Annotated in this window: 14 protein-coding genes; 9 read left to right on the top strand and 5 right to left on the bottom strand. The window is 35.9% G+C overall.

Annotated features, from left to right (window positions below; translation table 11 throughout):
- The first annotated feature begins 155 nt into the window (after positions 1 to 155).
- From VUJ46_RS08015 to VUJ46_RS08005, 3 genes are all read left to right on the top strand, one after another.
- Positions 156 to 500: a phage holin family protein gene (locus VUJ46_RS08015; RefSeq protein ID WP_326984467.1), complete on the top strand. Its 345-nt coding sequence runs from the start codon at positions 156 to 158 to the stop codon at positions 498 to 500.
- 194 nt (positions 501 to 694) lie between these two features.
- The gene (locus VUJ46_RS08010; RefSeq protein WP_326984466.1) at positions 695 to 2,689 is read left to right on the top strand and encodes a S9 family peptidase; all 1,995 of its coding nucleotides are present in this window, start codon (positions 695 to 697) and stop codon (positions 2,687 to 2,689) included.
- 175 nt (positions 2,690 to 2,864) lie between these two features.
- Positions 2,865 to 3,353, top strand: coding sequence for a DNA-deoxyinosine glycosylase (locus VUJ46_RS08005; RefSeq protein WP_326984465.1), 489 nt, complete (start codon positions 2,865 to 2,867; stop codon positions 3,351 to 3,353).
- Positions 3,354 to 3,489: 136 nt separating this feature from the next.
- Here VUJ46_RS08005 and VUJ46_RS08000 read toward each other — a convergent pair whose 3' ends face one another.
- From VUJ46_RS08000 to VUJ46_RS07985, 4 genes are all read right to left on the bottom strand, one after another.
- Positions 3,490 to 4,527 (bottom strand): phosphotransferase enzyme family protein, encoded by a 1,038-nt coding sequence (locus VUJ46_RS08000; protein ID WP_326984464.1) that lies wholly within the window; start codon positions 4,525 to 4,527, stop codon positions 3,490 to 3,492.
- On the bottom strand, positions 4,518 to 5,426 hold the full coding sequence (locus tag VUJ46_RS07995) for a nucleotidyltransferase family protein (RefSeq protein WP_326984463.1): 909 nt from the start codon (positions 5,424 to 5,426) through the stop codon (positions 4,518 to 4,520). Before VUJ46_RS07995 ends, VUJ46_RS08000 begins: the two co-directional genes overlap by 10 nt.
- The gene (locus VUJ46_RS07990) at positions 5,416 to 6,801 is read right to left on the bottom strand and encodes a Gfo/Idh/MocA family protein (protein WP_326984462.1); all 1,386 of its coding nucleotides are present in this window, start codon (positions 6,799 to 6,801) and stop codon (positions 5,416 to 5,418) included. The genes VUJ46_RS07995 and VUJ46_RS07990 overlap by 11 nt, the downstream gene beginning before the upstream one ends.
- A gap of 162 nt (positions 6,802 to 6,963) precedes the next feature.
- On the bottom strand, positions 6,964 to 7,656 hold the full coding sequence (locus VUJ46_RS07985) for an AIM24 family protein (protein ID WP_267402411.1): 693 nt from the start codon (positions 7,654 to 7,656) through the stop codon (positions 6,964 to 6,966).
- A gap of 174 nt (positions 7,657 to 7,830) precedes the next feature.
- Here VUJ46_RS07985 and queA point away from each other — a divergent pair, with 174 nt between their 5' ends.
- The 5 genes from queA (at position 7,831) to VUJ46_RS07960 (ending at position 13,125) form a co-directional block, all read left to right on the top strand.
- Positions 7,831 to 8,880: a tRNA preQ1(34) S-adenosylmethionine ribosyltransferase-isomerase QueA gene (gene queA / locus VUJ46_RS07980; protein ID WP_326984461.1), complete on the top strand. Its 1,050-nt coding sequence runs from the start codon at positions 7,831 to 7,833 to the stop codon at positions 8,878 to 8,880.
- A 71-nt stretch (positions 8,881 to 8,951) separates the two neighbouring features.
- Positions 8,952 to 9,986, top strand: a complete 1,035-nt coding sequence (gene rlmN, locus VUJ46_RS07975) for a 23S rRNA (adenine(2503)-C(2))-methyltransferase RlmN (RefSeq protein ID WP_326985083.1) — start codon at positions 8,952 to 8,954, stop codon at positions 9,984 to 9,986.
- 77 nt (positions 9,987 to 10,063) lie between these two features.
- Positions 10,064 to 11,002 carry a sterol desaturase family protein gene (locus VUJ46_RS07970; protein WP_326984460.1) on the top strand — a complete coding sequence of 313 codons (939 nt, stop codon included), beginning with the start codon at positions 10,064 to 10,066 and terminating at the stop codon, positions 11,000 to 11,002.
- An 88-nt stretch (positions 11,003 to 11,090) separates the two neighbouring features.
- Positions 11,091 to 11,972 (top strand): hypothetical protein, encoded by an 882-nt coding sequence (locus VUJ46_RS07965; protein ID WP_326984459.1) that lies wholly within the window; start codon positions 11,091 to 11,093, stop codon positions 11,970 to 11,972.
- A gap of 175 nt (positions 11,973 to 12,147) precedes the next feature.
- A complete protein-coding gene (locus VUJ46_RS07960) occupies positions 12,148 to 13,125 on the top strand; it encodes a polyprenyl synthetase family protein (RefSeq protein ID WP_312390723.1) in 978 nt (325 codons plus the stop codon).
- Position 13,126: 1 nt separating this feature from the next.
- Here the strand turns inward: VUJ46_RS07960 and VUJ46_RS07955 are convergent, their stop codons facing one another.
- Positions 13,127 to 13,420: a hypothetical protein gene (locus tag VUJ46_RS07955; RefSeq protein ID WP_326984458.1), complete on the bottom strand. Its 294-nt coding sequence runs from the start codon at positions 13,418 to 13,420 to the stop codon at positions 13,127 to 13,129.
- 138 nt (positions 13,421 to 13,558) lie between these two features.
- On the opposite strand from VUJ46_RS07955, the gene VUJ46_RS07950 reads away from it, so the two are divergent.
- Positions 13,559 to 15,991, top strand: a complete 2,433-nt coding sequence (locus VUJ46_RS07950; RefSeq protein WP_326984457.1) for an alpha-ketoacid dehydrogenase subunit alpha/beta — start codon at positions 13,559 to 13,561, stop codon at positions 15,989 to 15,991.
- The last annotated feature ends 33 nt before the right edge of the window (positions 15,992 to 16,024 follow it).

Here is a 16,024-nt window from a genome sequence, read left to right as displayed (position 1 = left end):
AATCCATGCCATCTACACAAAATAAAAGGAATCATCATTCGAGCATTCGTGGCTAATAAATATTTTCGCTTACGGCCACTGTTCTCATTATTTAAGTGAAATTTGGAATACCTTTTGCACGGTAAGTCCTATAAACATTAAAAAAATCAATCATTATGAACTTGATTCTTCGACTACTTATTACCGCAATCGTTGCGTTTCTTTTAACTAAAATTTTACCGGGAGTCCATTTTGTTGGTTTCTCGACAGCAATTATTTTTGCCATCGTTTTAGGAATTCTGAATTTAATTGTAAAACCGGTTTTAAGCCTTTTCGGTTTACCGTTAACGATCATTACATTAGGATTTTTCGCATTGGTCATTAATGCAATCATCATTTTAATTGCAGATTATTTTATAGACAGTATGACGGTAGACGGCTTCTGGTGGGCATTTATCTTTAGTATTTTGCTTTCCATCATTACGTCTCTTGCCAATTCTATGTTTTCGGACGGAGATTAACCAAACAGAAAACTTCATATCAAATTATAGAAAATCCATCAGTTTTTAATTGATGGATTTTTGTTTGATAAGATTATTGTTAAATCACCATAGGGTTTCTATTTTAAATAATTAACTTTGGCAATCTTTGAAATTAAATTGGAATAGTAGAAATCAGCCCGATTTCTTACTCCGTTAAAAATGAATTTTTATATATGAAACTTAAGTACAGTCTGCTGGCTTTGGCAGCTCCGTTTTTAATGAATGCACAACAGTTAATGACGCCTGAGATCCTATGGACTTTGAAGAAAGTGGGAGTACAGGCAGTTTCACCAGATCAGTCTTCGCTTATTTACAAAGTGGGACAAACGGATCTGAAAACCGAGAAAACAAAAAGTGAGAACTATTTCTTAAATGTTCTTAATAACCAGTCTACCAAAGTAGATTTCGGTAAAAAAGCCCTTATCCAGTGGGATAAAAACGGAATTTATGCTCAGGAAGGCGATAAAATTTTCTTGTCAAAAAACAACGGAAAAACTTGGTCTGAGTTTTATACAATCGGTGATGCTGATAATATCGTAATTTCTCCGGACGGGAAAAAGATTGCTTTCAGCAAGCAGGTTTTAGTGGAAAAAGTAATGGGGAAAGACAAATTCTCTGATACTCCAAAAACGACAGCTCAGGTATATACCGATTTGAACCACAGACACTGGGATTACTTTAACGAAGGGAAATACAACCATGTTTTTGTGGTAAATACTTCAGCGGCTGTAGATTCAGCAAAAGATTTGTTGGAAGGGAAAATGTGGGATTCTCCGCAAAGACCTTTTGGTGGAACCGAAGATTTCATCTGGAGCCCGGATTCTGCACAGCTTTTATATGTTACAAAACCTAAAAGTGGTGCAGCATATTCTACAAGCACGAACACAGATATTTTTGCTTACGACCTAGCTTCAGGTGCAACAAAAAATTTAACTGAAACCAATAAAGGATACGATGTAAATCCAAAATTCAGTCCTGACGGAAAATCACTGATCTGGCAAAGTATGGCGAGAGACGGTTATGAAGCAGATAAAAATGATGTAAAAATCATGGATTGGAAATCTGGGAAAACAACAAATCTTACGGCTGCTTGGGACGAAAGCGTTTCCGGAGATGTTTTCTGGGGTGGAGATTCAAAAACGATCTATTTTACAGCGGCTTCCAGAGGAACAAAGCAACTTTTTTCTTTAGATGCTAAAAATGCTAAAGTTCAGCAAATTACAAAAGGTGATTTTGATGTGAATGAAATTTTTGCTGATCAGAAAAATACCCTTTTAGTAGGAAGAACTGATGTCAATCATGCTACAGATATCTTCTCTGTAAACATCAAAAATGGTGAAATGAAGCAGGTTACAGAGGCTAATAAAGAAGTATATGCGAATTTAGCTCAGGGAAAATCTGAGTTGAAAATGGTAAAAACTTCGGACGGAAAAGAAATGGGTGTTTGGTTCCACTATCCGCCAAACTTCGATCCGAATAAAAAATATCCGACTCTTGTATATTGCCAGGGAGGTCCTCAATCTGCATTGACTCAATTTTTCAGCGTAAGATGGAATTTTGCTTTGATGGCAGCCAACGGATATATCGTGGTGGCACCAAACCGTCGCGGAATGCCGGGTTGGGGAACAAAATGGAATGAAGAAATCTCAAGAGATTGGGGTGGCCAGCCGATGAGAGATTATCTGGCAGCAACGGATTATGCTAAAACTTTACCATATGTTGATGGGGAAAGAGTAGCGGCTGTTGGTGCAAGTTATGGAGGATACAGCGTATTTATGTTAGCTGGAATTCACGAAAACAGATTCAAAACGTTTATTGCTCATGATGGATTATTTGATATGAAATCTTGGTATTTGACAACGGAAGAACTTTGGTTTGCGAACTGGGATTTAGGTTCTCCATGGGAAAAGCCGCTTCCAAAAGCATATACAGAATTTAATCCAAGTAATTTTGTAGATAAATGGAACAAGCCAATTATGATCGTTCAAGGTGGAATTGACTTCAGAGTTCCTTATGAACAAGGTCAGGAAGCTTTCCAAGCTGCTAAATTAAGAGGCTTGAAATCAAAATTAGTATACTTCCCGAACGAAAATCACTGGGTTTTGCATCCACAAAACGGTTTAGTTTGGCAAAGAGAATTCTTTGACTGGTTAAAAGAAACTTTGTAACCATCAACAATTCCCCTCCTTTGGAGGAGTGGCGAAAATTCGTAAGAATTTTTGACGGGGTGGTTTAAAAGTTTATCATAATGTAAAAACGATTCAGATCTATCAATAGGAGCGGGCTTTAGCCCGCTTTTTGTTTATAGTATTTCAATGGCTTTAGCCAAAATAAATTGGACTCATGCAAAACAGAATATTCTCCTTTCCACCGATTATCGATAATGATTCTAAAATTATCATATTAGGATCAATTCCCGGTGCGAAATCTTTAGAAAAGCAACAATATTACGCTCATCCACAAAATAAATTCTGGAAAATTATTTTTGAATTGTTTAATGAAAATTTTACCGAAGATTATGAGGAAAGGCTTAGTATCTTAAAGAAACATAATATTGCGCTTTGGGATGTAATTGATTCTTGTGAAAGAAAAGGGAGTTTAGATTCCGAGATCAAAAATGAAGAAGCAAACCAAATTGCTGAACTATTAGAAGAGTTTCCCAACATACAAACCATCTTTTGCAATGGCGGAAAATCATTTAAAAATTTACAGAAAGTATTAGGGAAAGATTTTAAAATTCCTTTTTATGTTTTGCCGTCGACAAGCCCACTACATACAATTTCCTTTGAAAAAAAGCTGGAGGAATGGAAGGCTATTTTAAAGTTTTTATAAATTATATTTACTCGCGAATTCAACAGATGATTAAAAATAATTAAAACTAAAAAGATCTGCGTAATCTGCTAAATCTGCGAGAGACATCAAAAACCAGTTAGTATTCGCCGTGTCATGATGAGCACAGTCGAAGCATTTATAAAGTATCATTCAAATATTCCCTCAATCCTCTCAAAAGCATCAGTTGATTTTTCGTTCTATCCAAATTATGTTCAGGATATTGTGTTGAATAATAAATATTTCCATTCAGATAATCCGTTAAAAATCGCACTGCCTGAATATAAATTACCACTTGCGCAGCATAATTCAAATTTTCCGTTTCAAGTGTTGTTAATTTTTCTTTTAAATGAAATAGAAATCCATCTTTTACCGCCTTGTAAATTTCAGAATCAAAATTATTTTCAGAATTACCTTGATCTTCATCGGTCTTATTCGTGTAAGAACGAATCATATCTCCAAAGTCATACAAAATTGTAGAAATCATTGTGGTATCGAGATCAATGACAGCCAGAGGATTGTCATTTTGATCAAACAAAATATTACTGATTTTAGGATCTGCGTGGATAATTCTCTTTGGAAGAAGATGATTCTTTTCCATTTCAATCCATTTTTCAGGTAATTCTAATAATTGATTAATATATTTAATTTCTTGATCGGCCGTTTTTGCTAAATCTTGTGAAGTATTTTGTAATGCATTTTTGTAATCATTAATTCTTTTTTCAAAATTGATGAAGTCAGGAAGCGTTTCTTGTAAACTTAAAATAGGTTCAGAATTAATGATATCTAAAAAATAACCAAATGTTTTTGCCGCTTCATAAGCCGTTTTCAGATCAGGAACTTTTAAAAATGTTTTACTGTTTTCAATAAAGCTTAGCATTCTCCAGATTTCTGAATTTTCATTTTGAACCAAATATTTGTTGGAAATAGAATGAATTGGATTTACCATTTCAAGTTGATAATTACTTTTTCCAAGCAGAGAATTGATCTTTAAATGATTATCAATAATGATTTTCGGATCTTTAAAAATGTGAATATTAATCTTTTGGAGAATATATTTCTCCTTTTTATCGTTGTTTTCGAGAAGATAAGTTGAATTAATCATTCCGTTTGTAATTGGAGTGATGGTATAATTTTCTGTATCAGTGAATTCTTGAACAATATTCTTTAATTCCATAAATCTTTAGGGTATATTTCGTGTTCAATTTCATTTTGTAAATATTCTTTCAAAATGTTTTTATCTTCAGGATAAGTCATGCCTTTCCAGATAGAAGGTGATCTTTTCACCAATACTTTTATTTTATTGGAATCAATCATTTTTTGAACCGCAAACGGAATATAAAATTCTTCAGTAATTGCCGGTTTTGAATTCAAAAATTCATTAAAATAAGTTTCAAGATAAACGAAAATTTTATGATGAAATATCAGAAAATTCATAGAAACCAAAGTGTCAGAATCTATTTTCATATCTTCTCCGTTTTTAGTGTAAATTATTGAGTCATTTTCTTTTCTGATAGAAGTTTGTTCGTCAACCTTTACTAAAAAGTTTTCAGAATTCAATGTGCAAATACCTCTTGCTACGGTTCCGTTATCACTTAATGTTGTCTCGATGGGGTAGGCAATCATTTCAAATTGTTGCTCGGAAATATTTCTCCAATCGATTTCCTGTGCGGCTAAGCTGTATATTTTTTTTCCGTAAAAATCATCAGCATTAATCATTACAAAAGGCTCATTAATTACATTTTTTGCACATAAAATCGCATGTCCCGTTCCCCATGGTTTTTGTCGGTTTTCATAATCGAAATTTTCCGGAACATATCTTTCCATATCCTGATAAATCCAATGAAGTTCAAAGTTTTTCAGTTTAGAAATATTTTCCAATCGTTCAATATAACTTTCGGGAATAAAACGGTTGATGATTACCACAATTTTATTGAAGCCCACTTCCAGCGCATCATAAATAGAATACTCCAAAATAGGCGAATTGTTGTCTAAAATTCCGTCGACTTGCTTTAATCCTTTATATCGGCTTCCCAGTCCGCCGGCTAATATGAGTAGTGTTTTCTTAGAATTCATCGGTCATTCCAAATACGGGTTTACGGTTTTTCCATTGTCCTTTTGTGAAATCGGGGATATCAATTGCTTTTCCACCTTTTTCTATCGATTTTTCGCTAAGCGGCGTGATAGAATACCATGTCGCTAGATCATAAACATCCATCGGGAACTCTATGTTTCTTTTGATACATTCAATAAAAGTATTCATCACGAAAAAGTCCATTCCGCCGTGTCCTGCGCCGGTTGCTTTGTCTTCAAATCGTTTCCACATCGGGTGATCATAATCTTTCAGCCATTGTTCAGAATTATCCCATTTGTGGGTATGCTTCATTATTTTTTCAAAATAAATATGTCCCTGATCAAATCCTCCAGAACCGAAATCCTGCCAGATTCCTTCTGTTCCCTGAACTCTGAAACCAAGATCATAAGGCCGTTGAAGGCTGGTGTCGTGCGTTAAAAGTATGGTTTCTCCATTTTCACAGGCAATTTGTGTCGTCACAATATCCCCCTGATTGAATTTCACTTTTGCATTCGGATGATTTTCACCACCTTTAGGGTGCTCTACAATATATTTATGCAAGCCGACAGATTTCGATGAAAAAGAAGAAAGCCTTGTCACTCTGTTTCCGCGATTAATATTCATGGTCATTGCCACAGGACCGATTCCGTGGGTAGGGTAGAGCTCACCATTTCGTTTTACATAGTGTTCAGTACGCCATTTTGCCTCGCTGAACCCTTTTGCACCGAACTCGACACCGGAATTGTAAGGCGTAATTCCATCATTAAACAAAACTCCACGCAAATCGTGCTGATAGCCGCCTCTTCCGTGAACCAACTCGCCAAACATTCCTTTACGAACCATATTTAAAACCGCCATAATGTCTCTTCGGTAACAAACATTTTCCATCATAAAAATGGGAACTTTTGTTTCTTCGTAAGCTTTTACAAATTCCCAACAATCTTCCAATTTTATCGCTCCGGAAACTTCCATTCCTACGATTTTATTTGCTTTCATAGCTTCAACACCTTGCGGAAGATGCCATTCCCACGGCGTTGCAATCACCACAGCATCAATATTTAGCTTTAAAAGATTTCTGTAATCATATGCTCCATTAGAAAATTCCTGTGCCTGAGGTTTATTATTGTCTTTTAGAATTTTCTGGGAAGCAGCAAGCATAATTTTATTGGGATCGGCAAAAGCAACCACTTCCACATCATCTCGTTTTGCTAAAAGCTTCACGTGTTCCTGACCGCGCAAACCAACACCTATGAAGCCAACGCGAACTTTTTTATCTGCTGTAAATCCTTTAGAGTATGAAAATAATGAACTGGGTAAAACAAGAGCACCAAAACTTGCCAATGCTGTTGTTTTAATGAAATTTCTACGTGTTGTCATCTTTATGTTTTAATTTTTAATAAAGATATTGAAATATTGTTATCGAAACAGAAATGTGAATAAAGTTGAATAAATTACTTTTTATATATAAAATATTTACATTTTAAAATAAAAAAAAGACCATTTCTAGGGTGAAATAGTCTTTTCTATGATAAAAATAAATTACTTTTCTAGTCTGTAAACCTCTTCATACGGCTGAATAAGCACCCAACCGTTCCCAGAAAACTTCATTTGGAATTCTTCACCGCTTCCTCTTCCTATTAAACTTTTAAGAGAAACGTTGGTTTTCAGTTCCGGACTTAAATTTCCAGACCAAGCAACGGTTGCATTTGGATCTGTGAAAACCGGGCTGTCCGGAGTTACCATCAATGTCAATGGTTCACCGTGAGTAGTGATCGCGATGTGTCCTGTTCCGGAAAGCTTTACCTGGAAAAGTCCGCCAGACATTACTCCGGCAATGCTTTTTAGCATCGTAATATCACTTTTTATGCTTTGCTCGTGTGCTAAAACATCGTTTCCGTTTACACAAACAGATTCGTTATTTAAATAAAGAATTCTTACTTTTTTACCTTCGTCGGCAACATACAATTTCCCGGTTCCTTCCGCTTTCATCAGCTTTGCACCTTCTCCGCTGATTGCTTTTTTCAACAAATTTCCCAATCCACCGGCAAGCATTCCCTGCCTTTCGAATTTTATATCTCCGATGTAGCTTACCATACTTCCGGTTTTCGTCCAGACATATTGGTTGTTGAGATTAATTTCCAGTAAAGCAGGCTTTTCCAGTTCAAAATAATCTCTTTTTTGTGGATTTTCTTTTGTTTCGTTTACGAATGATTCGATTGAATATTTGCTCATAAGTGTAAAATTTTCTGTCTCAAAAATAGTTTTTTTGGGCGTTGAAAAGTACCGTAATATCACGGTTTTTTATTTATGTTAAATAATACTTGACAAAGGGGTATTGAATGTCGTATATTTGCACCTCGAAAATTACACCTTGTAATTTATAATTTTTAAACCGTAATTTAAAAAATGAAGACATCCGATTTTAATTTCGACCTTCCTGCAGAATTACTAGCAGAACACCCTTCTGAGCACAGAGACGAAGCAAGATTAATGGTTCTTGACCGTAAAACTCAAACAATTGAGCACAAATTATTCAAAGATGTGGTTGATTATTTCGACGAGAAAGATCTATTCATCTTTAATAATACTAAGGTTTTCCCTGCTCGTTTGTATGGAAACAAAGAAAAAACAGGAGCTAAAATTGAGGTTTTCTTGTTGAGAGAGCTTGATAAAGAAACTCGTGTTTGGGACGTTTTGGTAGATCCTGCAAGAAAAATCAGAATTGGTAACAAATTATTCTTTACTGAAGATGAATCTTTGGTAGCAGAAGTTATCGATAATACAACATCAAGAGGTAGAACTTTGAGATTCTTATTTGATGGTTCTTATGAAGAATTCAGATCAAAATTAAAAGAATTAGGAGAAACTCCGCTTCCTAAATATATCAAAAGAGATGTAGAGCCGGAAGATGCTGAGAGATACCAAACGATCTATGCTAAAATAGAAGGAGCTGTAGCTGCGCCAACTGCTGGTTTACACTTCTCTAAGCATTTGATGAAGAGATTGGAGATCAAAGGAATCGATTTTGCTGAAGTTACCCTTCACGTTGGTTTAGGAACTTTCAACCCAATTGAGGTAGAAGATCTTTCTAAACACAAAATGGAATCTGAAGAGATCATCATCGACGAGAAAAATGCTGAGATTATCAATAAAGCGGTTCAGGAAAACAGAAGAGTTTGCGCTGTCGGTACTACTACCATGAGAGCGATTGAAACTTCGGTTTCTTCAAATAAGAAAATTTCTGCATTCCAGGGATGGACAAACAAATTCATTTATCCGCCTCACGATTTCGGAGTTGCCAACACAATGATCACCAACTTCCACACGCCAAAATCTACATTAATTATGATGATTGCAGCGTTTGCAGGAAGAGATTTCGTAATGCATGCTTACGAAGAAGCCGTAAAAGAGAAGTATAAATTCTACTCTTACGGAGATGCAATGTTAATTCTTTAAAAAAGATATAAGGTAAAAGGTTGCAGGTAGTAGTTACCTGCGACCTGAAACCTGAAATCTACAATCTTACAATGAAAGATATCCGTACTTTATCACTAGATCAGCTTAAAGACTATTTTGTGTCTTTGGGAGAAAAACCGTTTCGTGCGAAACAGGTTTATGATTGGCTGTGGAGTAAAAACCTCCATTCGATTGATGAAATGACGAATCTTTCGAAACCTCTTCGCGAAAGAATTGCAGAAGAGTATACTATTAACCCTGTTTCTGTAGATTTGCTTCAGAAAAGTTCAGACGGAACCATTAAAAACGGAGTGAAACTTCATGACGGATTATTGGTAGAATCTGTCTTAATTCCTACAGAAACGAGAACTACAGCTTGTGTTTCTTCGCAGGTGGGGTGTTCATTAAACTGCGAATTCTGTGCAACGGCAAGACTCAAAAGAATGAGAAATCTTGAAGTGGCGGAAATCGTAGATCAGGTGGCTTTAATTGACAGCCAGAGTAAAATGTATTTCAACAGACCGCTTTCCAATATCGTTTTTATGGGAATGGGAGAGCCGATGATGAATTATAAAAATGTGGTGGAAGCGATCCGGAAAATTACCCAGCCGGAAGGTTTGGGAATGTCGCCGAGAAGAATTACCGTATCCACATCCGGAATTCCGAAAATGATCAAAATGCTTGCAGATGACGAATTGCGTGTGAAATTAGCATTGTCGCTTCACTCTGCTATTGAGGTGAAACGTAATGAAATCATGCCGTTTTCAGATAAATTTCCTTTAACGGATATTATGGCGGCCCTTCAGTACTGGTATCAAAAGACGGGGTCTGTGATTACTTTTGAATATTGTGTCTGGAAAGGAATTAACGATAGCGATGAAGATATTAAAGCACTGATAAAATACTGCAAACAGGTTCCTTCAAAAGTGAATTTGATCCAATATAATCCTATTGGTGACGGAAAATATGACCAGTGTAATAAACAGGCTGAAGAAAATTATATCCGTCAGCTTGAAAATGCCGGGATTGTTTGCGTCGTAAGAAAAAGCCGTGGCGGTGATATTGATGCGGCTTGCGGACAGCTGGCCAACAAAACAGCCGATTAAAATTTCCTTAAAAACTGAAAATTATTTCGTTAAAAATTTCTTAAAGTCATACCTTTGTATACTAATATTATAAGGTGATGATGGATTATTTTTTAGGTGAAGACGGACTGGAAAATGTATATGCCTGGTCCATACCTTTACATGCTACGGTTATCCTTGCAGAAATGATTTATAGCCACGTTTCAGAGGCTAAATTATATAATGGAAAAGATGTTGCGACAAGTGTTTATCTTGCGCTAATGAACTTCGGATTAGACCTCGTAATGAAGGCTTTTGCGATGGGAGTCATGTTTTTCTTCTACAGTCACCGATTATTTTCTTGGGATTTTACGATTTGGTATTGGCTGATCTGTTTTGTAATTACAGATTTTGCGTATTATGTTCTGCATTATGTCGATCATCATTCGAGGGCGTTCTGGGCGGTTCATATTACCCATCATAATTCAGAATTTTTCAATCTGACAACAGGTTTCAGAAGTCCTGTTTTACAGCCGCTTTACAGATATTTATACTTTTCGCCGTTGGCATTTTTAGGGTTCAATCCCTGGCATATTATGGTGGTTTACGCCATAGGTCAGGTCTATGGAACGTGGGTGCATACGCAAACCGTAAAAAGCATGGGGATTCTGGAATATATATTGGTAACACCATCCCATCACCGGGTTCATCATGCATGTAACATCAAATATCTCGATAGAAATATGGGAATGTGTCTGATTATTTGGGATAAAATTTTCGGAACTTTTGAGAAGGAAGATCCGAACGTTCCTGTAAAATATGGTATTTATCCAAAAATGCCGGACAACAGACCTGATACCGTCCTTTTTTATGAATGGCGAAAAATCTGGAAGGATCTTAAACAACCTGGTTTAAAATTTTCAGACCGGATTAATTATATTTTCAATTCTCCGGGATGGAGACACGACGGTACCGGTAAGACGGTAAGACAGTTTCAAAAAGAATATTTGGCTAAAAAAGCCAGAAAAAAAGCTGACGTTAAGCAAGAGTCGGCATAAACCTCCACGTTAATTTTTCAATAAAATCTATATAATCACTAGGCGGACTTCGGTCCGTTTTTTTATTTTTAACCCTTAATTATAGGATATGAAAAAGATTATTGTTTTTTTTACAATCATTATTTCTCAGTTTTCATTTGCTCAGCAGGCAGAACTGTTTAAGATCAGAAAATATCGGATCAATTATCTGGATGAAAAAATTCAGGAAACATCGGGACTTAATTTTTTTAATGGAAAACTTTACACTTTTAATGACAGCGGAAATGCCCCTGAAATTTTTGAGATCAGCAAAGCAGACGGGCAGATTCTGAAAACCCATACCGTAAACGCCAAGAATAAAGATTGGGAGGCGCTGACCAATGACGGGGTTTATTTTTATATCGGCGATTTTGGCAATAACGGCGGAACAAGAAGAGATCTTGAAATTTATAAAGTTCCATTCAGGGACGGAATTATCGCCAACGATTCTGTTCAAAAGATTTCTTTTTATTATCCGGACCAAGTGGAATTCGTTCCCCAGTATTATAAGAATGATTTTGATGCCGAAGCTATGATTTTTCTCAATGGGAAGCTTCATGTTTTTACCAAAGAATGGGCTTCGAAATCAACAACGCATTATACGGTGGATCCCGAAATTCAGGAAAAACAGCAGGCAGAAAAAATAGAACGTTTTAAAACGAATGATTGTATAACGGATGCCTATTATTTTGATAAAAAATTGTATTTGGTAGGGTATACCAAAAAAACTGAAGTGTTTCTGCATATTTTCAGGGAAACGGAACCCGGAGTTTTCTTTAAGGAAGCGCCTAAGTATTACTACTTGGGCAGCGCTCTTTCAATTGGGCAGATTGAAGGTATTGCAGTAGACGAATCTGGAGTTTATATTTCCGGAGAAAAGTTCAGATCGCCGTTAGGAAGCTCGAAGCAAAGTCTCTATTTTATTCCTAAAGAAAAATTTAAAGATTTCTAAACTTATTTTTTTAACAGGAGGCCTGTTTCCGGATTGAAAATAATCAGGAAATTAAATATTCAGGTATGCATTCGGAGGAAAACTAAAAAGCTGATATTCGTATTAATTTATCTTAAAATTGCCTGAAAAAAATTATCTTTGTAAGAATTAGTAATTTATTCATCATCCGAAGATTTTGGCAAATATTGTAGAAGAAATCAAGCAACCGATTAATGAGGAAATGAAGCTTTTCGAACAAAAGTTTTATGAATCAATGCAGAGCAAAGTCCCTTTATTAGATAAGGTAACTCGTTTTATTGTTACCACTAAGGGAAAACAGATGCGCCCTATGTTTGTGTTTCTCTGTGCGAAGCTAATCGGAAATGTCAATGAAAAAACATATCGTGGAGCTTCCATGATCGAGCTGATCCATACCGCCACTTTGGTGCATGATGATGTGGTAGATGAAAGTTTTAAACGCCGTAATTTCTTTTCCATCAATGCGTTGTGGAAGAATAAAATTGCGGTTTTGGTAGGAGATTATCTTTTGTCGAAATCGGTTTTATTATCAACGGATCACAAAGATTACGATTTGTTGGGGGTTATTTCAAGAACCATCCGCGAAATGTCTGAAGGTGAGCTTCTTCAATTAGAAAAAGCGAGAAAACTGGACATTACGGAAGATGTTTATTATGAAATTATCCGCCAGAAAACAGCTACTTTAATTGCCGCTTGTTGCGAGATTGGAGTTTTATCTAATAATGCTGATGAAACATTAGCAAAAAAAATGATGGACTTCGGAACCTATACGGGGATGGCTTTCCAGATCAAAGATGACCTTTTTGATTACTTAAGTTCAAACGTTATCGGAAAACCTGTAGGAATTGATATTAAAGAGCAAAAAATGACCTTACCTTTAATTCATACGTTAAAAATTGCCAACGAAAAGGATAAAAAATACTATTTCAACACGATTAAGCGTTATAATAATGACCAAAAACGTGTGAAAGAGTTGATTAATTTCGTTAAAAGTTCTGGCGGTTTAGAGTATGCGATTACAGTAATGAAAGATTTTCAACAAAAAGCAAAAGATATTCTGAATGAATTTCCTGAATCTGAAGCGAGAAAATCGTTACATCTAATGCTGGATTACGTAATTGAGCGTAAATTTTAAATTATATAACCTTCATTGTTACGATAATAACAGCTAGAACAATACAAAATAAAGCGATTAAGAATAAATAATCCGCAATAGTTTCAAACCTGTTTCCCCGCTTTTGGTTGGTGGCTCTTATGGCTAAAAAAGAGAAGAAACAACTGAAAGCAAAAAAAAGACACGCGACTCCCGCGAATTCGTCTAAATGCGTGCTGTGACTGATTTTGGTGATCTTTAATGAAGTGATAATCACCAGCGAAAATCCTAAAAGATTGCTCGATGCATTAAGGATGTGCGTTGACTTTTTTTCCATCTTTTACAAATTTTTTCTAAGATAAACACAATTTTTTTTATTATCAAATTTTTAAAAAAGATTATTAAAAATTAAAATTAATTTAAAAAGTGTATATTAGCAAAATACTTCAAAATAAAAAATATTTAATATTTGGCTATGCAAACAACCTATATTGAAACACAGCAAATTTCCTTTCAAGATTTTAAAAATCAAATACTTGAAGATTATAAATTAGGAAGAATTTCTCGTGAAATGTCTTATTTGGGCAGAAGAGAAGTTTTAACAGGAAAAGCTAAGTTTGGTATTTTTGGGGATGGCAAAGAGCTTCCTCAGTTGGCGATGGCGAAAGTTTTCAAAAATGGAGACTTCCGTTCGGGATATTACAGAGATCAGACTTTTTCATTGGCTGTAGATGCATTGTCAGTAGAAAGTTTCTTTGCACAGTTGTACGCAGATACAAACGTTGAAAGAGAGCCTGCATCGGCTGGAAGACAGATGAATGGGCACTTTGCAACAAGAAGTTTGAACGAAGACGGAAGCTGGAAAGACCTGATGTCTCAGAAAAATATTTCTTCTGATATTTCTCCTACAGCAGGGCAAATGCCAAGATTGTTAGGATTAGCTCAGGCTTCTAAAGTTTATAAATCAGTTCAATTTGAAGGTTCTGAAAAGTTCTCAAACAACGGTAACGAGATTGCTTTTGGAACTATTGGTGACGCTTCTACAGCAGAAGGTCATTTCTGGGAAACGTTGAATGCAGCTTGTGCACTTCAGGTTCCGATGGTTGTTTCAATTTGGGACGATGGTTACGGAATTTCAGTTCCTACAAAAAATCAGAGAGCAAAAGCGGATATCGCTGAAATGTTGAGCGGTTTCCAAAGAAAAGAAGGTGAAAACCAAGGTTGTGAAATCATTCAGGTGAAAGCTTGGGACTATGCGGCTTTATTGGATGCTTATGCAAGAGCAGAGCAGTTTGCAAGAGTTGAAAGTGTGCCGGTTGTGGTTCATGTGATTGAAGTTACGCAGCCTCAGGGTCACTCGACTTCGGGTTCTCATGAAAGATATAAAAATGAAGAGCGTTTGGCTTGGGAAGCTCAATTCGACGGATTGGTGAAATTCAGAGAATGGATTTTAAATTATTCAATCGAAATTGACGGAAAAGAAGAGGTTATTGCTACTGTTGAAGAGCTGGATTCTATTGATGATGAAGCAAAGAAAACAGTAAAAGCAGGACAGAAAAATGCTTGGGATCATTACCAAAGAACGATTACAGATTTAATCAATTCAGTGTTGCCTTTAGTTGAAAATATTAAAGGACAAAATGCTGAAATTGAGAATTATATTAATCATTTCAATAAATTAGTTTCAAAAGCTAAAAAAGATGTTTTCCATTTAACGAGAAAAGCATTATTAGCAACAAGAGGAACAAATTCTGCGGAAAGAAACCAATTGATGCAGAAATACAACGAGATTTTTGAAGTTGAAAAAGACAATTATTCTTCTCATTTATACTCTCAGTCTCAATGGAAAGCTGAAAATGTAAAAGAAGTGAAGCCAGTTTTCTCTGAAAACTCAGAAGAGGTTGACGGAAGAGTAGTGGTAAGAAATAATTTCGATAAAATTTTCGAAAAATATCCTGAAACTTTAGTGTTTGGTGAAGATGCCGGAAATATCGGTGACGTAAATCAAGGGCTTGAAGGAATGCAGGAAAAATACGGTGAAGTTCGTGTTGCCGATACGGGAATCCGTGAAGCGACGATCCTGGGGCAAGGTATTGGTATGGCGATGAGAGGTTTAAGACCAATTGCCGAGATCCAGTATTTAGACTATATTTTGTATTGTTTACAAGGGATGAGCGACGATTTGGCGACGGTTCATTACAGAACAAAAGGTGGTCAGAAAGCTCCGGTAATCATCAGAACAAGAGGTCACAGACTGGAAGGAATCTGGCATTCAGGTTCTCCGATGGCGGGAATTTTGAACCTTTCAAAAGGTATTTTGGTATTGGTTCCAAGAAACTTAACGATTGCTGCAGGATTCTACAACACCATGCTTCAGGCAGACGAACCGGCTGTAATTGTTGAATGTTTAAACGGTTACAGATTAAAAGAAAAACAGCCTGATAATTTAGGTGAATTTACGATTCCTGTTGGAAAAATCGATGTTACAAAAGAAGGAAAAGATGTTACTTTGGTAACTTACGGTTCGACTTGGAGAATCGTTATGGAAGCTGCTAATGAATTGGAAAAATTAGGGATTTCTGCAGAAGTTATTGACGTTCAGTCATTAATTCCTTTCGATTTAACACACGAAATTGCTGAATCTGTGAAGAAAACAAACAGATTGGTCGTAATAGACGAAGATGTGGAAGGCGGAACTTCAGCGTTTATTCTTCAACAGATTTTAGAAAAACAAAAAGCTTTCAGATTCTTAGATTCTGATCCGTTAACGATTGCTGCAAACGACCACAGACCGGCGTATGCAAGTGACGGAGATTATTTCTCTAAGCCATCTTCAGATGATATGGTGGAAAGAATTTATGCTTTATTCAATGAAACAAATCCTCAGAAATATCCTGCGATATTTTAATTGAGATTTTAGATAAATTTTGAAACCGCTTTC

Origin of the sequence: Chryseobacterium sp. MYb264, assembly GCF_035974275.1 — a bacterium.
Lineage (GTDB): Bacteria > Bacteroidota > Bacteroidia > Flavobacteriales > Weeksellaceae > Chryseobacterium.
This window is presented reverse-complemented; position numbering and strand designations above follow the sequence as displayed.